A 20,157-nucleotide genomic window follows, 5' to 3' on the forward strand; every position below is an offset into this window, starting at 1 on the left:
GCGCCCCCACCGACTGAGATCGATCGGTTAGAAGAGGTTGCCCATCTGGAGGTCGGTCGCGTGGGCGCTGTCGTTCACGCTGCTGATCGTGGTGCCGTGCTGGTTCATCGTCTCGATGAGACCCTGCAGACCCTGCAGCATTTGCATCTGGGCCTCGTGGAACGAGCCGGCCGCAGCGCCCTGGAAGAAGTCGGCGATTGCGTTGGTGCGCTGCAGGATATCATCGTGGATCTCCATGAGCTGAGCTGAGCGCTGGCCGACATCGGACGCGAAATCAGCGACGCCGCCGTGGTTGTACGTGATGTTGTCCATGGTGAAGTCCTTTGGTAGGTGGTCTGGGGATCAGGAGTTGGCGGCGAAGCTGGTGAGGCTGTGAGCGGCGTCGGCCTCGTGCTGCTCCATCATCGAAGCCGCCTGGCTCAGGCCGTGCGCCAGCCGCGTGCCACCGGTGATCACCTGCTGCAGGTCGTGGTTGATCTGTGCCGCGGTGTTCACCGACGCCAGCTGCGCCTGGCCGCCCCAGACCGCGGAACCCAGCCCTTCGTGGCTGCTGAGGTAGCCGTTGGCGATGGCCGTGGCGTGCTCGAGCGCGGACTCGATGGCCTGTTGGGTGCTACGCAGCACCTCCGGTGTGACGACGAGTGTCATGTACTTCTCCCTTTTGCTGATTGTGATGGAGGTAGTTGGATGTGTTGTCGAGTATCGGTCGGGGTGGACCAGCTGTCACTTCACCCTCTGGCAAACGTTGACGGACGCACCCCCTAAAACCCGGTTATTAGCTGATCCGCTAATTTCGCTGCGGATCATGGCCGACGACGACCTGTGCACGAGCGACATCGTCTTTGCTGTTCTCTCCCTTGCCCTGGCCGAGCATGCCGGCATGCGCTGGCGACATCGGCATAGCGCCGCCACCCATCGGCGACGTGGTCGGCCCCTTGACTTCGGCGGCGCTGAGCAGGCCGGTCTTCAGCGACGTCGGCCGGCCCGAGCTCTCCGGAGCAAAGCTGCTCGTGGGCCGGGTATAGCTGGTGAGGCCCGCACCGGGCACCCCGCCGCCGGCTCCGCCACCCATACCGCCGCCGGCCCCTCCGCCGCCGATGCCACCGGCTCCGCCCACAGGTGCGCCGGCCTTGACCAAGTCCGCCGCCGGCATTGCCGCGTCGGCGCCCTTCATCCCGCTCATCAAGCCGCTGAGCTGGCCCATCATCGACTGCGGCAGGCTCGACAGACCCTGGAAGGCCTGCATCGGAGCCTGGAACATGCCCATCAGCGGCTGCATCGCGCCCATCGCCGCCTGCATCGGCTGCATCATCGAACTCATCTCGCTGCCGGCGGCGGCCGGAGCCGCAGCGGTCTGGCCGGCCATCTGGGTTACCTGGCCGGTGCCCTGCGTCGCTGCCTGCATGCTGCTGGTTCCGGCGGCCTGGGCGACCGCCGCCGCAGCAGCTGCCGGGGCCGCAGGCGAGGCGCCCAGCGGTGCGAGCGGGGGCGGAATGGCCAGCGCGGCGACCAGGGCGGCCAGTGCGGCCCCGTACGCAGCCCCCGCACCCGCATTGTGCGGCCAGTGCTCGCCGTAGTACTCGGTGTCCAGCGCAACGATCGCCGGCGTGAGCGTAAAGAAGACGGCGGGGTTGATTCCCACGTCAGCGGCCTGCTCGGTGCGATTGGCGATCGAGACTTCCGCCGGAATCATCGTCGACACCGCGGTCTCGTACGCCGATACCGCGCTGGCGGCAATCGGCGGCTTCTCCTGCACCCAGCCGGCCAGGAGCTGCAGCGCGGTGTTCAGTCCCGTTACGGCGGTCATCGAACTGAGGCCGCCAACGCCCTCGAAGTTCAGCGCGGTGACCGCGGTGTTCAGCTGGGACATCGAGAAGGCCAGCTCGTTGCTGCCCATCAGCGCCTGCCAAGCCGCGCCGCTGGCCATCGTCGTCGCCGTGCCGCCCGCCCCCGGCCCGACGAGCCGGAGGTAGTTCATCTCAGGCGTGAACGTCGGCCATGACGGATCCGGCATCGATCTAGAGGGCCAGCGCCGTGTTGTTGAGGATGTCGGTGGCCGTGTAGGTCGCCGCCGCAAGCTCCTGGGCACCCGCGAACATGCCGCGATTCGCCAGGTGCTCCGTTGCGGTAGTGACGTATGAGGCGCCTGCGGCATTCAGGGCCGCAGCGAACTGGGCAGAGTCCAGGTCCGCGCCCATCGGCAGGACACCCATCAGCGCCTCGGCGGCAGCCGAGGTGGCGGCGCCCATTTCTGCGCTGAGGCTCGTCTCGGTTGTTGCAGATGTCGAGACTGTCGCCGCATTTACATTCAAAACCATGTTGCTCTCCTCCCGGTAATCACAGGCGTACCTGCGATCTTGCCTCATACTAGAGTGTGCTGGCGACCTAAGGCTACTTATGTCTTTGCGGAAGCAGCTAATTCGCTAGCGGTCGCTCACTCCGGTGTTCCAACCAATACTCCTTCCATCGCGCCATCGGTAGTCACCATCAATCCGCGACCCGGTGGCAGTTGCTGAGCACTGGTACGTCCGAACACCTTCACGGTCTGCGGATCGTTGTCCATGAACAGCGTGGGAGCCCGTGAACCGGTCAGCTTCTGCAGGAACGGACTCATCGCCGAGACCCCGGCCCAGTTGCCCGGCAGCCGAGTGGCGATCACGTGTAAGCCGATCTCGCGGCTGCGTTCGATCAGCGGCCACAGCGGCGCCGTCGCCGCGGCCTTGCCGATGGCCCCGCTGGGCCGCAGCTCTTGTTCGTCGTCGATCAGCACGAAGTGATGCGGCCCCGTCCAGGTGGAGCGGGTGAGCAGCTCTTCCTGACTCAGCCCGGACGGTGGCAGCCGGTCTCGCATGATCTCGGCCAGCTCGGCCAGCACCTGGTCAATGTCGTCCGGGGTGTAGGCATAGGCCCGCACGTGCGGCCCTTGGATCTTGCCGATGAGGCTGGTCTTTGGGTCGACGATGGTGATCTGCGCCTGCTCCGGCGACAACCGCGCGGCGATCGCCTGCCCAAAGGCTGCCAGGCTGCTGGTCTTGCCGCAGCCCTGTCGGCCGACCACCAACAGGTTCGGTGTCTGCCGGCTCGGCAGGGCCACCGCCTGCAGGGCGCTCTCGCCCATCGCGAACGGGATGTCCAGGCTGTCGGCGGTATCCGGATATGCCGCGATGATCTCGCGCAGCCCGATGCGTTCGGGCAGCCGGGCGAGTGTCTCGACCTTGGCCGCACCGGTCTGGGCCGCGATCACCTGACCGACCTGTCGAGTGGGGATCCGCTCCCCGTTGGGTCCGACGATCTCGGGCAGCCCGATCAACAGTTCCTGACCCAGTCGTGTCACACCGAAACCGGGACGGTCCAACGTGTTTCGGGCCGCCCGGCGGTGTTCCATGCCGGTGCCCATCTGCGTCTCGTCAGGGTTGCTCAGCCGCAACTGAATTCGCGCGTTGGACACATTCAGCAGCGCCTGCTTCTGGCCGACCAGCCAGCCGCTGGCACTGGTGACGACGTGGATGCCGTAGGACAGGCCCTGGCGCGCGATCGAGATCGCCCGGTCCCCCATGCCGTTGTCCTTGTCGTACAGGTCGCCGAAGTTGTCGATGACCAGGAAGATGTCGCCGAACTTGTCGTCGGGGTCGGTACCTCCGCCGCCGGCCGCCCCGAACCGGCGTTCGCGAAACTCGCCGATGTCCATCTGATAGCGCTTGAACGACGCTTCACGCGCCCGAATCAGACCTTCGATCGTGGCCAGCGTGCGCGACACACCCTCGGTGTCGGTGAGGCTGACGACGCCCGCCACATGGGGCAGGTCTTCGACCGGGTACAGCGAGGCGCCCAGACAGAAGAACGTCACTCGCTCGGGCCGGTACATCAGTGCCGCCGAGGTGATCAGTGTCATCAGCGTCGTGGACTTTCCGCGCTGGGCGGTCGCGACCACCATGATGTTGTCCATCTCGGCGTCGATGATGTGCACCCGCTGGGCGTGGTCCTCCGGGAAGTCCTCGATACCGACCGGAATGACCAGGCCGGGGTTCTGCCCGTAGTCCACCCACCACGGCTTGCCCCGCCAGCGCTCCACCAGGGCATCCGCGGGCTCGCTGACTTCCAACGGCGGAAGCCAGATCTGGTGCGGCGCACGGGCCGGGTGCGATATCAGCGACTCCCGGATGACGTCGAGCAGCTTCTTTTTCTTGAAACCGTCTGCGTGGTAGAGGAATTCGTCGGGCTCCTCGGGCGCATCAGCCTGGGCGAGCGCTGCGTTGTCCTCGGCGGACAACGGCTGGTACTCCCACGTCAGCGGACGCGGCTGGGTGAAGCTGACGTCCACCGTGGTGTCGGTGGCGACCACCTTCTTCGGCACGACGAACGGTGCCGAGACATAGAAGCAGCGGAACTGTTCGAGTTCGCGCGGCCCGACCTTGAGCAGGCCGTAACCGGCTTCTTTGGAGGGCAGATGCAGGGCGGCGTCGCTGCCGATCACATCGCGGGAGTCCTCCGCGGTCTCCGCACGCAGCGCGACCCGAAAGGCGATGTTGCTTTTGGCTTTACTCAGTGACGACAGATCCAGCCGTTGGCCGCCGAGGGTGAAGAAGACGTTACAGCCGCGGCCTTCCTGCCCGATGTGGATGACCAGATCGATCCACTCGGGGTGGTGGTGGAACAGCTCGAGGTACTCGTCGATGATGACGAGCAGGATCGGGACCGGCTCGAGGTCACGTCCAGCCAGGCGCATCTCTTCGTATTCGTTGGCGTCACGGGCCCCGGCGTCTTTGAAAAGCCGGTAGCGGCGGGCGATTTCACCGTCGATGGCCTTGCGCATCCGCTCGGCGAGGTGGCGGTCGTCCTTGCCCAGGTTCGACAGTGAGCCCGCGACGTGCGGCAAGCCCGCGAGGTCCTGGGCAGCCGACTCGAACTTCATGTCGACGAAGATCACGATGAACGTCTCCGGCGAGTGCGTCAGCGCGATCCCGTTGCACAGCGACAGGAAGTACTCGGACTTGCCCGAACCCGACGTACCGATCACCACGGAGTGGAAACCGAAGCCGCCGAAGTCCTTGGCCCGCAACACGATGTACTGGAGTTCCCCACCGGGCTTGACGCCGACCGGAACCACCGCCCACTTGGGGTCGCCACGGCCGCGGCTTTCCGCCCAGAGCCGATCCACGTCGAGCCGGCGCGGATCGGTGATACCCAACGCCCGCAATAACTCTCCGCCCTGACTGTCGGTCTCCGAGAGCTCGCCCGCGGTCATCGGCGACCAGCGGGCCAGCGCGCGGGCGTAGCGGTCCGCAGTGCTCTCGGCGAGCATGTCGGCGACGGCGTAGAACGCATTGCGATGCCGCAACCGGCCTTCGCGCAGCGTGAAACGTTCCTCCTCGTCGGAGAAGCCAACTCCGATGCCGGGCCGGGAAGCCAGGCGCAGCACCGTGATTCCAGCCATTCCCTTCTGGCCGGTGATGCCCTCCCACTGCTCGGGGGTGCCGACGTTGTCGTCGACGATCACCCAGTGCGGGCCGAGGGCGTTGCCGGAGGCGGCCTCCATCGGCGAGAGCATGGTCGTCGGGCTGGAACCGCTGGGCGGCGCCCACGGCCCGCGACCCTTGCGGTGCAACTCGGAATCGAGCGCGTCCTCGAGTTCGGTGGGCGAGGTGAAGACCAGCCGCCGGAGGCCGCACGCGTCGAACATCTCGTCGTGCTGATTGTGCGGCAACCACACCAGCCACGACCACAGTTCCGGGTGGCGGGTGACGACCATCAGCTTGATGTCGTTGGGGCTGTGATAGACCGCCAGCTCGCACAGCACCGCCCGCATGAAGGAATGCAGCTCCTCGGAATCGTCGCCGACGAAGCTGAATCCCGGACGCGAGCGCAGGCTCAGCACCTTGCCGATGCCGCGGATCTTGCTCTGCTCCAGGATGAAGTCGCGCAGCGCCCGACCGGTCACCGGTTCGAGCTCCTCGCCGACCGGGACCTCGGGCCACTGCAGGGAGACCGCGGAATCGGCGGCCGACTGAACCCCGATGCCGAGTCGCACGTCGAGGAAATCGGCGTCGGAAGGCCGGCGCTCCCACATGCGGGGTCCGCCGATGACGGTGTCGAGCTCCTGCGGGTCGCCGTGCACGAACAACTGGCTGCGGCGCTGATCCTGGGCGGCGCGCTGCACCTCGTCACGGTCATCGTCGAGTTGGCGCAGGTACATCCGCCGCTGCTTTTCCTGCTCGCCCCAGCTGATTCGTCGACCGCGGCCGAGCCGGCCGCTGAACATCAGCGCGCCGAAGCCGACCAGACCGACCATCGGGAAGAAACCGGACTGCAGCGACCGGACACCGGAGGTGTACATCACGACGAGCGTGCCGATGATGCCGACCAGCAGCGCGGGCAGCGCGATCATCAGCAGGATGTTGCGCGGTTCCCGCTCGGGCAGTGCCAGCGGCGGCGCGACGGCCACCCGCACCGGCGGCACGGGGGGTGTCGACTTACGTGCGCCGCGAACGAATCCCCTTTTCGACACCGCTATCCTCCCGCGTTCTGTTGGCCGGGTGCGGCCACCGGGGCCACCGCACCGCTGGGGTCGATGGTGTCGCGCGCCAGCAATGCGGTCGCACGGTTGATGGCTGGGCCGGCAGCGAACGTACGCAAGATCGGCCACGGTGCCTGGACCGCCTGGCGCGGGTCCAGTCCGAGCGCTTGCAGCGTGCTCTGATCCCACTCGACGCCGTACCGAACCCCTTGCGGGGACACCCAATACAGGCTTTCGCGGGTGTCCGATGCGGCCGCGGCACTGGTGGACGCGACGAAGTTCGCGGATCCCGGCAGGATCAGCGTCTGGTTGGCCTCGACGGAATCGGGATCGCGGCTGTCACGGACCAGCCGCACGATGTGCGAGTCCATACCTTCCGGGCTCGGCAGGCCGCGTCCGCTGAAGAACGTCACCGTGGCCTGCCGGTCGGTGGTCTGCTTCTGCCAGCCCACGCACGTCACGGGGTTGGCGTCGGTGTCGATGAAATCCAGCTTGCCGGTGGGATAGAAATCGACGTTGAGCACCGACACCTGGGGGATGTCGACGAGCTTGTCGGGTGAGATCAACTGGGGCGTCGTCGAACCCTGACTGTTGGCGGTGCGCAACAGGTCGGCGACGAAGCCGGTGATCTTCTGCACACCGTCGGGAAGCAGCGCATAGAAACCGCTGACGTTTCCGCCTGAGTCCTTGGTCTCCAGGACACTGCCCACCACCGAACCGGCCAACAGCCGCGACGGGCTGCCGGCCTCCGGAATGACCGGCACCACAAGGGGTTCCGTCGCCGGCATCGCGTCGAACAGAGCGTTGGAGATCTGGATTGGACGCGTCACGCCCGGGTCGAGCCCGAGGTTGAAGGTGACCGAACGGTCGGCCGGGTCGATCTGGGTGCGCTGGCCGTTCCACACCAGATACGTACTGGTGCCATGGGTGACCAGGACGGCCTGCGTCGGGCGAATGGGCTGAGCCCGTCCGCCACCGTAGATCTCACCGGCGATGGCGGTCACCATCGGCGGCTGGCCGCTGCCGCGTGCCGCCGCGGTGTCACACAATGACCACGCGGAGACCGGATTCGCCGATACGGTCAAATCGTCTGGTATGCCCGGGATCCCGATCATCGGTCCGGTCGGATACTTGGCGATCTCCTTGGCGTTCACCCACGTCGGCGTCGACGAGCTACCGGTCGCCAGTCGAGCCGAGGTCAGGTTCAGCGCCGGATACAACCGATTGTCGATCTTCGCGTAGAGCGCACCGGTGTCGCGGTTGCCGATGATGTTCGACTGGCCCACCAGGCCGGCCGGCTTCATGAAGTGCAGCAGCGCCATCCACCCGCAGCCGATCAGCACGAAGACGATCGACAGCGCCACGGCCGCCTGCTGCTTGCGGTCGTCGTGCTTCATCCGCACGGAGAAGCGGGTGATCGCCGCCCTCAGCCGGCGGTTGTAGAACAGGTGGCCGGAGTTCTGGTCCCGGTTGGACAGGTTCAGCGGCACGGGTGATGTCCCTCCGCCAGGTCTGCAGGGGTCACCGCAATCCACCTCCGTACCGTGCCTGGTTGTCCGTTTGGGCTTCCTCGCGCAGGGCGGCGAACGCCAGATTCAGCCGGTCGCTGAGTTCACCGTGGCTGTAATCGGTGACGACCGCCGGGTGCAAGGTGAGCTCGATGAGTTTGCCGTCGGAGTTCGCCACCGCGTGTATGTCCCCCAGATCGACGCTGTACGTGATGGTCTCGGCCTGTGCGACGAGCGCCTCCCAACGCTCCGCAGCCTCGCTCAGTTCCTTCAAGACCGCGTCGACGAGATCCCTGTCGCTAAGCTCGCGATCGCTGCTGGATCCCGCCACGTGACAAGTATGTCGACCGTCGCTACCTGCGTCAATTCACCTTTGCAGCATCCGCTGTCAGGATCGGCGAAAATCGCCCCAGCAACCTCCGAATTTCTCACGTGTCACGTCGCGGCGCCCCAATGGCTTGCGGGCGGAGCATTGAGCGCCTCGAACCAGGCGAAGTGATAGTTGGCGGACAATTCGTCGCTCACGGCGATCGCCTCGGTCGCGGCCAGCAGCAGGCAGTTGCTCAGCAGGGCGGCATCGACGTCGGGATACTGGGCCATCAGTTGATAGCGGGCGGTGTCGGAATGCACGCGAAGGACGTCGACTTCGGCATCGAGGACGCCGGTGCGGCCCGCGCCCGCCTTCGCCAGCGTGTGCACCATCCGGGGCAGGCCGTCGCGCCAGTGCGTGGCCTCGACCAATTTCCAGCCCAGGTCGTCGACGCGGGGAAGCTCGCGAGCGCTGGTCGAGGTCGCCAGCGGGCCGGTTCGCCCGGCGGGGAACGGGTCACCCGGGTGATAGACCACGGATCGGACGACCTCGCCGAGCAGATCGCCGATCCGTCCCCCACGTCTGCCCGGCGCGAGTAGGCCGACGCCGGTGGGGATCGCGACGCCGGGCGGGATCCACCCGTGCGCGAGGTCGGTCACCAGCAGGGTCGTCCCGTCGGCGCGCTCCCCGACCGCCCAGCGCAGGCCCGGCTCCTGGCGGGCGACGAACTCCAGCACGCGCTCCAGACTCCGGTCGTCCGGCTCGGGTTCAGGCCCGGGCTCGGGCTCGGGTTCAGGTTGAAGCACGACCGGTTCGGGCTCGGGCTCCGGCTCGGTGACCGTCGGCTCGACAACAGGAACCACGACGGGCATCGACGGATCGGTATCGAACTCATCTGCGGCAGCGCGCAATTGGCGAATCGTGGACTCGACGCGCTGGACCGCATAGGACCTGGCCGTCTCGATGATGCGGACTTCCTCGGCGCGGCGGGCGAAGTCGGGCACATCGGCATTCCGCAGCGCGTGCAGCCGCTCGTTGGCCGAGTCCGCGATGCGCTGCAGGTCGTGCTTCAGGTGTTGGGCGACGACCTCGGTCGCCGGTGTGACCGTCTCCAGCTCCGCGGGCCACAGGCCCCCGATCACCCAGGGTGTGGCGTCCGGCGGCGTGGGATGGGTCGGCACGGAGAGGGCTTGCCGAGTCGCCCTCTTCAGGCGCTGACGCGCCGAGTTCCGACCGAAGATCGCCACGTTGAGGAGCCTACCGTCGATCCCTGCGCTGTCAGTTCGGCCGTAACCGCCCGCACCAGCGGCGTTCAGGCCAGCGGCTGATTCTTTCGGACGCCTTTGTAGATACCGCGTCGCACGATCCACGGCATCAGGATCCGATCGATCGACCAGGCGGGGAATCGGTAGGCGGTGCCGTTGGGAGCGAACACTTCCAATCCGTCGGCCTGGATTCCGACGATCGAGCCCCACCGGCGCCGGGGCGCGCGGTACTTCTTCAGCGGACGGTCGGCCAGCGTCGCGCGGATGTTGTGGGCCAGCAGCGAGTCGGCCCGCGCCCGCGCCGAGGCCCGCAGCGGGTCGGTGGCTGCCACGTCGCCGATCGCGAACATGTGGTGATGCCCGCACAGCTGCAGCTCGGGGGTGACCTTGACGAAGCCCTGCTCGTCGAGCAGCTCGGGCGGCAACCACTCGGTGTTGGGCTTGACCCGTCCGATCGCCCACAGCACCGCGTCGGCCTTCGAGTCGGGTTGTCCAGTGCTCCACTGCACAGCGTCGTCGGTGATCTCGTCGCCGTCGAACCCGTCGGGCAGCACCGCGCGGTGACCGGGATGGACTCCGACGCCCAAGCGAATCAGCTTGTCGTGCAGGATTTTCCAAGCCTTCTCATGATGCTCGGTCAACGCTCGCTCGCCCGGGAAGTACAGGTCCACCTTCTTGCCCGGCCATGCGGTGGCGATATTGGCGGCCGCACTGACTGCTGCGGCGCCACCGCCGATGATGATCACCGAGTCGGCCGCGGCCAGTCGCTGGTGCGTCGCGGTGAGGTCGGCGGCGATCTCCTCGGGTGTCTGCAGCGTGGGCTGGCGCCAGAAGCCGTTGCGCACCCCCGTCGAAATCACCAGTACGTCATAGGGTTCGGTGATCGGCGAGCCGTCCGGCGCGGTGCCCGACACCGTGCGGTTCTCCAGATCCAGACCGGTCAGCGTGGCCTGCACGGTGCGCACCCGGTCCAGACCCCGGTACTTGTCGAAGGAGATCCAGTTGTCGCGAGCCCAGTCCTTCGGCCGGGCCAGCCGCAATCCGAGCTCTTGGCCGCTGACCAATGCCGGCTTGGCCGAAATGCCGACCACGTCGGCGTGCCGGGCCAGCTTGATTGCGGTGAGCAGCCCGCTGTCGCCGAGGCCGGCGATCACCACGCGCGGCTTACGAGTCATACGACGGCCTTTCGGGGCGGGCGGGGAATGAGCATCGGCACTCGATCGATCACGTCCTGATACTGCGGGCGCCGGGCCAGGCTGCGCTTCTCCATCATCGGAATGCTGGCGCCGAGGAACATCGCGACCATGGCCACCACCCCGACGAACAGCCACCAGGCATCGGCGGGTGCGGCGGCGACTCCGAACAGGGCCAGGGCGAACCAGAAGCTGATCTCGCCGAAGTAGTTCGGGTGCCGCGACCATGCCCACAGTCCACGGTCCATCACCGCGCCGGGCTTTTTGTCACGGACGAAGCGGTGCATCTGGGTGTCGGCGACCAATTCGAGCGTCACCGCCGCGATGCCGACGGCGAATGCGATCCAGCTGAGCCACATCAGGCCATCGCCCGGTCGGGTGACCGCGACGTAGACCGGCAGCATGCCGAGGAACACCTGCACAGTCGGGATCAGGTGGATGCCGAAGAGGTCGGCGAAGAATTCGAGCCGGCCCGCGCTGTCGCGTAGTTGCGGGTAGCGCCAGTCCTCGTGGTGCAGGCCGGGAAAGCTGTACGCCCAGTTGCCGGTCAAGCGGATCGCCCAGTACATGACGACGATCGCGACGAGCCAGCACCGCACCGAGTCCAGCCCGAGCGGCCCGGCGGCCCACCAGTAGATGAGCAGTAGCGGCGGGATGACGCTCCAGAACGCGTCGTAGAAGCTGGAGTTGCGGTACGCCCGACTGAAGACGAATACCACCAGGGTGGCGATGACGTCGGCGGTGAACGCATCTAGCCACAGTCGGCCGGTCGCCGACGGACCGTACAGCAGCCAGGCCGCGCCGGCCCCGACCGCGACGACGTAGGCCGCAGTGACCAACCACAGCGACTGGGCTTTGCTCCGGTTCACCATTTCCAGCCTCCTACCGCGGCCGAACTGTAACACGTTCTAGTTGCCGTTCGGCGGTCTCGACTCCGGCTCTGCAGTCTCTGCATCAACTCTGCGTCCAGAGTGCGTCCGTCGGCCCGCTTGGCGCTCTCACCGCAGACTCGATCCGACGCCCGAGCCAAAACTTGACACCTGCCAACAACCGGCCGCGAGGGGCTGCTTATCGTGTCGGAATGAGCACCGTCGCTGATGCCGAGCGGGTCGAAGACCTGGCCCGGCGGGTCGTGGCCGACCACGACCCAAAGAAAGTCCCGATTCCGGAATTCCTCGGCGCCTGTTACGACGCCGGCCTGTCCTGGGTGCACTTCCCCGAAGGTCTCGGCGGGCTCGGCCTGTCGCGAGGCCTGCAGGCCGTCGCCGACCGGATCCTGCAGGGCGCAGGCGGCCCCGTGCCGCTGGGCCTCAACCCCATGGGCTACGGCATGGCCGCACCGACCGTGCGCGAACACGCCCAGTCCGACGACCTCAAGAAGTCGCTGCTGCGACCGCTGGCCACCACCGAGGACATCTGGTGCCAGCTGTTCTCCGAGCCCGGCGCCGGCTCCGACCTGGCCGGGCTGGCCACCACGGCGGTACCTGATGGCGACGAGTGGGTGATCAACGGCCAGAAGGTCTGGACCAGCCTGGCGCACCGCGCCCGGTGGGGTCTGCTGCTGGCGCGCACCAATCCCGACATCGCCAAGCACAAGGGCTTGACCTACTTCGTGCTCGACATGCACGCCCCCGGCGTGGAGACCCGGCCGCTGCGCCAGATGACCGGGCAGGCGGAGTTCAACGAGGTCTACATGACCGACGCCCGCATCCCGGACAGTCACCGCCTCGGCGCGGTCGGCAACGGCTGGAACGTCGCCATGACCACCCTGATGAACGAGCGCAGCGCCCTGGGCGCCAGCGGCAGCCGCCGCGGCAGCGGCACCATCAAGGAGGCCACCACGCTGTGGGCCTCACGCCCCGACCTGCACACCCCGGTGTTGCGAGACCGGTTGGCGCAATTGTGGTTACGGTCTGAAGCCCAGCGGCTGACCTCGGAGCGCTCCCGCGCCTCCGCCACCGCCGGCGGCCCGGGCCCGGAGGCTTCGGTCGGCAAGCTGGTCGGCGCACTGCTCAATCAGCACATCTATGAATGGTGCATGGATCTGCTTGGGCCCGAAGGGATCCTGTACGACAGCTACGCATTGGCCGATGGCGCCGGCGACGCGGGTGACTGGCGCGGGCCGATCCAGCAGCGCTTCCTGCGCAGCCGCGCCAACACGATCGAGGGCGGCACCACCGAGGTGATGAAGAACATTCTCGGCGAGCGGGTGTTGGGCCTGCCCGGTGATCTGCGTGCCGACGCCGGCATGCCGTGGAAGGAGATCCCCCGTGGCTGAGTTCCAGTTCAGCGAGGAGCAGCAGCAGCTGCGCGCCGCGGTGCGCAAGTTCTGCGCCGACAACTTCGACGAGTCGACCGTGCGCCGGTTGATGGAGTCCGAGGTGCGCTTCGACGCCAAGGTGTGGAACCGCCTCGGCGCCGAGCTCGGCGTGCTCGGACTCTCGGTGCCCGAGGACGACGGCGGTGTCGGCGGGTCGCTGGTCGATCAGGCCGTCGCGGTCGAGGAATTCGGCGCCACCCTCGCGTGCGGGCCGCTGTTCGGCACCGTCTATCTCGCCGTTCCCGCGCTGGTGGCCAGCCCGGCCGGTCCGGCGCGTGACGAGCTGCTGGCTGCGCTGGTGGAGGGGACGACCACTGCTGCCTTCGCGGTGGCCGACAAGACCGGCGTGTTCGACCCGGCCGCGGTCACGGTCACCGCCGCCGGTGACACGGTGTCCGGCACGGTCGCTCGCGTGATCGACGGTGCCGCGGCCGACGTAATCCTGGTCGCGGCAACCGGTTCCGACGGTCTCGGGCTGTACGCGGTGGACGCCAAGGACGCTGCGCGCACCCCGCTGTCGACCCTGGACCTGACCCGTCCACAAGCCAACATCACCTTCACCGACTCCCCCGCCCGGCTGCTGGCCGGCCCCGAGGAAGCCGAGCGGGTGATCACCCATGCACTTCAGGTGGGTTCGGCGCTGTTGGCCGTCGAGCAGGTCGGTGCCGCACAGCATCTACTGGATCTGTCGGTCGAGTATGCGAAGTCCCGGTTGCAGTTCGGCCGTCAGATCGGTTCGTTCCAGGCGATCAAGCACAAGCTGGCCGACATGCTGGTCGACGTCGAGCACGCCCGCTCGGCGGCCTATCACGCGGTGTGGGCGCTGACGGACGGCTCCGATGATCCGGCTCTGGCGGTCAGTATCGCGCAGGCCACCGCGTCGGCAGCATTGAGCCGCGTCGCCGCCGACACCATTCAGGTGCACGGTGGGATCGGCTTCACCTGGGAACACCAGGCGCACCTGTATTTCAAGCGCGCCACAACCGATGCCGCGCTGCTGGGTAGTGCCGAGCAGCACCGGGCCCGGGTCGCCGAGATCGTGTTGGACGAGGCGAGCGCCGAGGATGCCACCCGAGTGGCGGACGGTCTGCCGGTCTAAACCTCACGATACGAAAAGTTCGGGTGCGAGAAGTGCTGAGGACTTCTCGCACCCGAACTGTTTGAAGTGGTGCGCCCGGCTCGTCAGCCGCGATGGCGATTCCACTGGTGGTGATGATGGATCGAGGAACCCGGGACCGGCTGGTTGTGCTGGTGGGGGAACGTGGTGTGCGGCGTCGGAGAGCTCATGTTGGGTCCGGTCGTGTCGGCGTGGCCGGCACCGGCTGCGCCGAGTGCCACCATCGCGGACCCGGTGGCCAGAACTGCGCCCGCGGCGATGCGCTTGAACCAGAGGCTCGTCGAGTTGGTGGTGTTCATCGTGATCGTCATGGCTGTGCAATGTCCTTGCTTAGTCTTTCACCGGTTTGCCGGCGGTGATCCAACGATCCCGCGAATCGGCGCCGACGTCTGTCGGGTGACCAGGCCAAAGCAGGGGTGAAAGCGGTGTCCACCGATCGGTGGACACCGCAACGTCAAGGCGTATTGCGCTCTGCGAAGTGCGCGTGCCGTTTGACCATGGCGGCGGCTCGCTCCGCCGCGGTGAGGCGCTGCGACGGGTCGAAGTAGCGGTCGATCTCGTCGGTGCCGATGACGGTGACGGTCGGGGCGGCAGGCTGATTCGGGGTGCTGGCACGCCAGGTCACCACGCCGCCGCGGTAACCGCGGGCGTCCAGCCAGTTGGGTACACCGAAGTCCTCGGTGGACAACAGGATTCGGACGCGCCCGCCGACCACGTCGGATTGGCCGAGGTTGAGGCTGGTCTGGCGGGTCTCGATGTCGATCATCGCGCTCCACCGATCGGTCAGGCAGATACCGACATACGGACTGCCGTCAGGGATCTCGTACTCGATGACCATGGCCTGTCCCTCGGCGAGCTCCCACGCGATCGGGACGAACCAGGCGCCGGCCATCGCGGAGGGTGGCTGCATCGGCGGTATGGCGAAATTCTTGGGCAACGCGCCGAACACCCGCGCTGGAATGTCGTTGACCCAAATGGTGAACAGGTCTCGTGAGTCCGTCAGGTGCGTGGTGAACGCGTCGATCGCGGCGCTCACCGATTGCGGCGCGGCGGCCGGCACGTCCCCTAGGCATTCGATGCGAATGGTGCCCTTGCGCTGACGGTCCCAATCGCCGTAGGTCTGGTAGGCACAGAACGAGTCGGCCCCGGGCGGTAGCTCGAACCAGTTGGTGCCCCGCGGTTCTCGGCCAAAAATGATTTCGAACGAGCCGTCCTCGGCGATGGCAAGATCCTCGGCGAGGACCTTGACTGAGGTGCCCTGATCGTCCTTGCCGGTGTAGACACCGAACGTAGTCTGGGCCACCGATCCCAGCGTTCCCGACACCCGATAGTCGTGGGCGTCGTCGATGCGCGCTGACAGGTACAGCGTGTCCGGATTCGAGTGGCCCCAATTCCACGGCGAATACTGGGTATTGATCAGCGTCGGCCGCGCGGGGTCGCTGTTCAGCAGCAATCCGCTGTACTGGATGTGGCCCACCAATCGCGCCAGCAGTGTGGCTGCCGATCCGTCGTCGAGTTCGCCGTCGGCGAGCGCGAGTTCGAGGAGTTCCTCGTTGAGGTCGGTGAAGCTCCGCCAGGCGGCCCGTATCCGGTCGTTGTCGTCGGTGGTCACGATCGGGTGTCCTCGATTCCGTAGAAGTCGCGGTAGAACTGCAATTGCGGCCACAGTTCGTCGATGTCGAGTCCGTAGTCTTCGGCACGGTAGATATGTGGTTTGCGCGTGGCGATTCCGCGTTCGTCGACGAAGCGGCTCATCTTCGCCCGGTTGGACTCGGTGAGCTCGATCCCGAAGTGGTCGTAGATCTCGGTCACGCACTGCAGCGGATCGGCGACCATCCGCTGCATCGAGAAGTCGATAAACCGGTCCGCGAGATGGCGGAACTGCTCACGTAATTCGACATTGCGCTTCAGCATTTTGGTGGTGCGCCATCGCATGAACCGGCCGTGGTCGTGCCAGTCGGGAGAGTCTTCGGCCATGTGGAATACGGTGCCCGCCAGACTGCATCCCGACGCGACGATCTCGGTGGGCTCGCGATAGGTGGTGATGAAACGGGCATCCGGGAAGACCGCGAGGATGTTGTGGATGTTCTCCATGTGCGGCGGCGTCTTGAGCAACCAGCCTGTCGTCGGTCGCAGTCCGCCGCTCTGCATGTACTGCAGCAGCAGTTTCTCTTCTTCGTACACCCACCGAAGGTCCTGCTCGGTCAGCCAGCGCGCATAACCCTGGCAGTTGAACATGACATGGAAGGTGTCGCTGTGAAACGCGTAGGCGTGCAACAGCGCACACTCCTGCGCTTCCCATGCTCCGACCGGGTGGGCGGCATCGAGGTTCGGCGCCAGGGTCATGATCTGTCGAATCTGTTTCTCGCTGCGGGCAATTCGTGGGTCGCGGTCCATCGTCGCTGGGTCGAGAGGCGGGTGTAATTCGTCGCATTCCCAGGTCAGCGGATAACGAAAGCCGCTGTCCTGGCTGAGAAGATGATGGGTGACGGTGGTACCGGTGCGGGGCGCACCGACGATGAAGATCGGCCGTTCGATTGGCTCGTCGCGGATCTCGGGGTGCCGGCGGAGGTGCTCGGTGAGCAACAACCGCTGGCGCAGCAGGTTCGTCAGGTGGGTACGGGCCAGGATCCGGCCGAAGCCGTTGAGCCGGTCCTCGTCTTCCAGTGAGTCGATCAGGTGCTCGAGGCCGGCTTCGAAGCGCGGGTCACCGAAATCGGTCAGTCCACCCGCAGCGCGACTCGCGCGGTTCATCAACGCGTCCGCGCGCAACGTCAGTGGCCGCGTTCGAACGCGCCGCGCAGTGCGATAGGCCAGATTCATCGCCCGGATCGGCATCGGCCTGGGCGGTGTCTCGATGGCGATGTCGATCACCTCCCGGCGCAGCGGGGCCGGTAGCCCCGAACGTCGAGTTACATTACGATCTTAACGAAATGGAGTCAACGAAGAAGCAGCGTTCCACTCGGCCTCGCCAAGGGCGGCCGCGCGACAGTCGGATCGATGACGCCGTGCTTCGCGCGACGGTCGAACTCCTGGACGAGATCGGCTATGCGCGTTTGACCATTCCCCTGGTCGCCGCGCGCGCCGGCGCCACTCCGCCTGCGGTGTACCGGCGTTTTCCGACCAAGGTGGAACTGGTCTACGAGGCGGTGTTTCCCACGCCACCCGAGGCCGATCTGCCGTTGACCGGTGATGTGGACACCGCGATTCGCGGTCTGCTCGTGGCCAGCATCGAACTGTTCGCCAGCCCGGCCGTGCACACCGCGATGTCGGGACTGATGGCCGAGCTCCCCGCCGAGCCGGGCCTGTCCGCACGTCTGCTCGGTCGACTACAGGGCAGTACCTACGTTCAGTTGCAGCGGTTCCTCGACGAGGCCGCTGCCGCGGGGCGTACTGCTCCCGGTGTCGATGCCCGCCTCCTTCTCGACACGATCGGTGGCACCGTGATGATGGCACTGGCCAACGAGCGCACGCTCGATTCGAACTGGGTGGATCAGGCGACCTCGCTGATCGTGACGGGACTGGCGCGATGACGATGCAGGTGGTCACCTCTGCCCCCGCGGCGATGGGTCCCGGGGAGATCGGTTCATGGGCGGTCCGCGCGGAGCGGCTCGGGTTCGACGTCATCCACATTTCCGAGACGATCCACGATCCCTTCACCGTTGCCGCGTTGGCTTTGCAGCACACCGAGCGGGTGACGGTGCGGACCAGCATGGCACTCGCCTTTCCGCGCAGCCCGATGATCACCGCCTACGCGGCATGGGATTTGGCGAAGTTCTCCGGCGGCCGGTTCCACCTCGGCATCGCCTCACAGGTGCGCGGCAATATCGTCGGCCGGTTCTCGGCCCAGTGGTCCGAGCCGGTCGCCCGCCTGGCTGACTACATCCGGGCGCTTCGGGCGATCTTCGCCTCCTTCCAGACCGGTGCCCCGCTGAATTATGTTGGGCCGCATTACCGATTCGAGCGTTTGCAGCCGTATTTCAACCCCGGCCCGCTCGAGCATCCCGCTCCGCAGATCTGGACCGGTGCGGTGAACGCCCGAATGTGTGCGATGGCAGGGGAATTGGCAGACGGCTTCGTCTGCCATCCGACGAACTCACACCCTGTCGTGCTGCGGTCACGCACCCTGCCCGCCCTGGCCGAGGGTGCGTCCCGTGCGGGCCGCTCCGTGTCAGACCTGGCGGTCGTCGCCAATCCGCACGTCATGACCGCCGCCACCCGCGACGCCGTGGACGCGATCCGGGACCAACGGCGCTCGGAGCTCGCCTTCCTCTACAGCACTCCCGCCTACCGCAGGCAGTTGGAGGACTTCGGCCTGGCCACAGTCGGTGCCGCGCTGTCGGAGATGGCGCAGCGCTCCGAATGGGATGATTTGCCAAGCATTCTCACCGACGAGGTGATGGACCGCCTGGTTCCCCAGGGCACCTACGACGAGATCCCCGATGTGCTGCGCGAGTGGTATTCCGGGCTGTGCAGCGGGATCAACCTGCCGGTGCCGCCCGACGAGGCCGACGACGACCGCTTCGCCGCTCTGCTGGCAGCCTGCCGTCAGATCCCGACCTAGGTCCGGAATCGTTCGACGTAGGCCCGCTCGTCCCAGGTCGACAGGAACGTCGTGGCGGCGTCATACCCTTCGGCATACAGGGCATCGATCTGTGGCTGCTTGATGTCGAAATCCAGCACGCCGACCTTCCTCGAATCGACCCGGATGGTCCTGGCACTCACCCACGGCAGGTTGAGGTACGCCTGGTCGCGGCCGACAAGGATCGTGGTGATGACGTCCTCGAGCAGACTCGGGCCGCCGAACAGCCGCAGCGGCGCCAGCGCGGGAATCACCTTGTCGTTGTGTTCGGGTAGGTCGGGCAGCAGCGTCACCCCGAGCGTCGGCCACCGGGGTTTCTTGCCGTCGCAGCGGTCCAGCGAGTCGATCGGGTAGTTCGACAACAGGCCGCCGTCGACGAGCGTCGACTCGCGGCCCGTCGAGCTGGTTAGTGTCACGGGGCGGAAGAAGAACGGGATCGACATCGAGGCTCGCACCGCATCGGCGACCGGTTGCTCGTCCGGGTCCAGGCCGTAAACCCTGCGGTAGTCCCACGGCAGGCGGACCAACTGGCCGGCCGTCACGTCGGACGCGGTCACCACCAGCCGGTAGCGCTGTTCAGGGGGCAGTTCGTCGTCGTCGAGTCGCAAATCGCCGAACGTGGTGACGCCGAGTGCGCGCAGCTGGTCGGCGATGAAATCGTGCGCGTAGTCACCCCGGTAGATGCCGGTGCCCTGCAGGATCGCCCAGCCGGCACCGAGCAGGGGCACGCGTTCCACGGGTCCGGGATCCAGGAACTTGCGGTAGTCGATGCTCAGCGTGAGCTCCCGGACGTCGTTCGGGGTCAGCTGGTCGTTCTTGGCGGCGGCGGCCAATATCGAGCCGACGATCGACCCCGCCGAGGAGCCGGCGACGCGGTATGCCCGATAGCCGGCCTCCATGAGCTTGACGACGGCACCGGCCAGGCCGATGCCCTTCACGCCACCGCCGGCCAGAACCAGGTCGACGGGCTTCGTGGTTGTGGCCATCGCCCCATGCTAGGAGCCGCCGGTCACCCGGCGTGGTGCCACTGGTGGTGATGGTGTTGGGGCGAGCCGGGTGCCGCGGGGTGTTGGCCGGGGAAGGTTTGGTGGCGGCCGGGCTGGCTCATGTTGGGCCCGCCGTTGAACGAGCCGCTGTCGGCGACGGCGTCGGTAGCCGCACCGAAGGCGAACAGTGCCGAGCCCGCGGCCAGGGCGCTACCGGCGGCGAATCGCTTCATCCAGGTCATGGTGGTCATGGGGTTCCTCTGGGTCGTCGTTGACTATGTCGTGGCCCTTGCGTTTCGCCAGTGCATCAACGGTCTCGCATCCGAGGGGCGGTGTCTGTCGGGCAGCCGGTGGATCACGGG

The 20,157-nt window shown here is 66.8% G+C and carries 19 protein-coding genes; 4 read left to right on the forward strand and 15 right to left on the reverse strand.

Annotation, left to right across the window (positions count from 1 at the left end; genetic code table 11):
* Positions 1-27: 27 nt before the first annotated feature.
* From K0O64_RS28495 to K0O64_RS28540, 10 genes are all read right to left on the reverse strand, one after another.
* Positions 28-312 (reverse strand): WXG100 family type VII secretion target, encoded by a 285-nt coding sequence (locus K0O64_RS28495; RefSeq protein WP_071948553.1) that lies wholly within the window; start codon positions 310-312, stop codon positions 28-30.
* Positions 313-342: 30 nt separating this feature from the next.
* Complete coding sequence (locus K0O64_RS28500) at positions 343-648, reverse strand: WXG100 family type VII secretion target (RefSeq protein WP_071948551.1); 306 nt, start codon at positions 646-648, stop codon at positions 343-345.
* Between the two features lie 139 nt (positions 649-787).
* Entirely contained in the window at positions 788-2,014 is a 1,227-nt protein-coding gene (locus K0O64_RS28505; protein ID WP_071948549.1) for a PPE domain-containing protein, read from the reverse strand.
* 4 nt (positions 2,015-2,018) lie between these two features.
* Positions 2,019-2,318 (reverse strand): PE domain-containing protein, encoded by a 300-nt coding sequence (locus K0O64_RS28510; RefSeq protein ID WP_071950226.1) that lies wholly within the window; start codon positions 2,316-2,318, stop codon positions 2,019-2,021.
* A 116-nt stretch (positions 2,319-2,434) separates the two neighbouring features.
* Positions 2,435-6,505: a type VII secretion protein EccCa gene (eccCa, locus tag K0O64_RS28515; RefSeq protein WP_125477516.1), complete on the reverse strand. Its 4,071-nt coding sequence runs from the start codon at positions 6,503-6,505 to the stop codon at positions 2,435-2,437.
* A gap of 2 nt (positions 6,506-6,507) precedes the next feature.
* Positions 6,508-8,004 (reverse strand): type VII secretion protein EccB, encoded by a 1,497-nt coding sequence (gene eccB / locus K0O64_RS28520; RefSeq protein ID WP_071948546.1) that lies wholly within the window; start codon positions 8,002-8,004, stop codon positions 6,508-6,510.
* Positions 8,005-8,035: 31 nt separating this feature from the next.
* Entirely contained in the window at positions 8,036-8,353 is a 318-nt protein-coding gene (locus tag K0O64_RS28525; protein ID WP_071948545.1) for a DUF2710 family protein, read from the reverse strand.
* 104 nt (positions 8,354-8,457) lie between these two features.
* The gene (locus K0O64_RS28530; RefSeq protein ID WP_096312552.1) at positions 8,458-9,579 is read right to left on the reverse strand and encodes a DUF5631 domain-containing protein; all 1,122 of its coding nucleotides are present in this window, start codon (positions 9,577-9,579) and stop codon (positions 8,458-8,460) included.
* 65 nt (positions 9,580-9,644) lie between these two features.
* Positions 9,645-10,772: an FAD-dependent oxidoreductase gene (locus K0O64_RS28535; protein WP_096312553.1), complete on the reverse strand. Its 1,128-nt coding sequence runs from the start codon at positions 10,770-10,772 to the stop codon at positions 9,645-9,647.
* Entirely contained in the window at positions 10,769-11,662 is an 894-nt protein-coding gene (locus tag K0O64_RS28540; protein ID WP_096312554.1) for a DUF1295 domain-containing protein, read from the reverse strand. Before K0O64_RS28540 ends, K0O64_RS28535 begins: the two co-directional genes overlap by 4 nt.
* 209 nt (positions 11,663-11,871) lie before the next feature.
* Between K0O64_RS28540 and K0O64_RS28545 the strand changes: the two genes are divergently transcribed.
* Both K0O64_RS28545 and K0O64_RS28550 read left to right on the forward strand, forming a co-directional pair.
* On the forward strand, positions 11,872-13,068 hold the full coding sequence (locus K0O64_RS28545) for an acyl-CoA dehydrogenase family protein (RefSeq protein WP_071948541.1): 1,197 nt from the start codon (positions 11,872-11,874) through the stop codon (positions 13,066-13,068).
* Complete coding sequence (locus K0O64_RS28550) at positions 13,061-14,209, forward strand: acyl-CoA dehydrogenase family protein (RefSeq protein ID WP_071948540.1); 1,149 nt, start codon at positions 13,061-13,063, stop codon at positions 14,207-14,209. Before K0O64_RS28545 ends, K0O64_RS28550 begins: the two co-directional genes overlap by 8 nt.
* A gap of 83 nt (positions 14,210-14,292) precedes the next feature.
* Here the strand turns inward: K0O64_RS28550 and K0O64_RS28555 are convergent, their stop codons facing one another.
* The 3 genes from K0O64_RS28555 to K0O64_RS28565 form a co-directional block, all read right to left on the reverse strand.
* On the reverse strand, positions 14,293-14,538 hold the full coding sequence (locus tag K0O64_RS28555; RefSeq protein ID WP_083542792.1) for a hypothetical protein: 246 nt from the start codon (positions 14,536-14,538) through the stop codon (positions 14,293-14,295).
* Between the two features lie 143 nt (positions 14,539-14,681).
* Positions 14,682-15,839: a hypothetical protein gene (locus tag K0O64_RS28560; protein WP_220045888.1), complete on the reverse strand. Its 1,158-nt coding sequence runs from the start codon at positions 15,837-15,839 to the stop codon at positions 14,682-14,684.
* Positions 15,836-16,981, reverse strand: a complete 1,146-nt coding sequence (locus K0O64_RS28565; RefSeq protein ID WP_225933567.1) for a sulfotransferase family protein — start codon at positions 16,979-16,981, stop codon at positions 15,836-15,838. The genes K0O64_RS28560 and K0O64_RS28565 overlap by 4 nt, the downstream gene beginning before the upstream one ends.
* A 179-nt stretch (positions 16,982-17,160) precedes the next feature.
* Here K0O64_RS28565 and K0O64_RS28570 point away from each other — a divergent pair, with 179 nt between their 5' ends.
* Together K0O64_RS28570 and K0O64_RS28575 are read left to right on the forward strand one after the other, a co-directional pair.
* A complete protein-coding gene (locus K0O64_RS28570; protein ID WP_071948536.1) occupies positions 17,161-17,760 on the forward strand; it encodes a TetR/AcrR family transcriptional regulator in 600 nt (199 codons plus the stop codon).
* Positions 17,761-17,762: 2 nt separating this feature from the next.
* Positions 17,763-18,791: a TIGR03617 family F420-dependent LLM class oxidoreductase gene (locus K0O64_RS28575; RefSeq protein WP_096313058.1), complete on the forward strand. Its 1,029-nt coding sequence runs from the start codon at positions 17,763-17,765 to the stop codon at positions 18,789-18,791.
* On the opposite strand, the gene K0O64_RS28580 is transcribed toward K0O64_RS28575, so the two are convergent.
* The gene (locus tag K0O64_RS28580; protein ID WP_096312556.1) at positions 18,788-19,795 is read right to left on the reverse strand and encodes a patatin-like phospholipase family protein; all 1,008 of its coding nucleotides are present in this window, start codon (positions 19,793-19,795) and stop codon (positions 18,788-18,790) included. The two genes, K0O64_RS28575 and K0O64_RS28580, sit on opposite strands and share 4 nt — an antisense overlap.
* Before the next feature lie 23 nt (positions 19,796-19,818).
* Positions 19,819-20,046: a hypothetical protein gene (locus K0O64_RS28585; RefSeq protein ID WP_096312557.1), complete on the reverse strand. Its 228-nt coding sequence runs from the start codon at positions 20,044-20,046 to the stop codon at positions 19,819-19,821.
* Positions 20,047-20,157 lie beyond the last annotated feature (111 nt).

This window comes from Mycolicibacterium pallens (genome assembly GCF_019456675.1).
Classification (GTDB): Bacteria; Actinomycetota; Actinomycetes; order Mycobacteriales; family Mycobacteriaceae; genus Mycobacterium; species Mycobacterium crocinum.

Coding starts and splice junctions, on each gene's coding strand:
- K0O64_RS28575 (WP_096313058.1), top strand. CDS start 17,763: ATGCAGGTGGTCACCTCTGCCCCCGCGGCGATGGGTCCCGGGGAGATC.
- K0O64_RS28570 (WP_071948536.1), top strand. CDS start 17,161: ATGGAGTCAACGAAGAAGCAGCGTTCCACTCGGCCTCGCCAAGGGCGG.
- K0O64_RS28535 (WP_096312553.1), bottom strand. CDS start 10,772: ATGACTCGTAAGCCGCGCGTGGTGATCGCCGGCCTCGGCGACAGCGGG.
- K0O64_RS28495 (WP_071948553.1), bottom strand. CDS start 312: ATGGACAACATCACGTACAACCACGGCGGCGTCGCTGATTTCGCGTCC.
- K0O64_RS28585 (WP_096312557.1), bottom strand. CDS start 20,046: ATGACCACCATGACCTGGATGAAGCGATTCGCCGCCGGTAGCGCCCTG.
- K0O64_RS28555 (WP_083542792.1), bottom strand. CDS start 14,538: ATGACGATCACGATGAACACCACCAACTCGACGAGCCTCTGGTTCAAG.
- K0O64_RS28510 (WP_071950226.1), bottom strand. CDS start 2,318: ATGGTTTTGAATGTAAATGCGGCGACAGTCTCGACATCTGCAACAACC.
- K0O64_RS28565 (WP_225933567.1), bottom strand. CDS start 16,981: ATGAACCGCGCGAGTCGCGCTGCGGGTGGACTGACCGATTTCGGTGAC.
- K0O64_RS28500 (WP_071948551.1), bottom strand. CDS start 648: ATGACACTCGTCGTCACACCGGAGGTGCTGCGTAGCACCCAACAGGCC.
- K0O64_RS28505 (WP_071948549.1), bottom strand. CDS start 2,014: ATGCCGGATCCGTCATGGCCGACGTTCACGCCTGAGATGAACTACCTC.
- K0O64_RS28540 (WP_096312554.1), bottom strand. CDS start 11,662: ATGGTGAACCGGAGCAAAGCCCAGTCGCTGTGGTTGGTCACTGCGGCC.
- K0O64_RS28545 (WP_071948541.1), top strand. CDS start 11,872: ATGAGCACCGTCGCTGATGCCGAGCGGGTCGAAGACCTGGCCCGGCGG.
- K0O64_RS28580 (WP_096312556.1), bottom strand. CDS start 19,795: ATGGCCACAACCACGAAGCCCGTCGACCTGGTTCTGGCCGGCGGTGGC.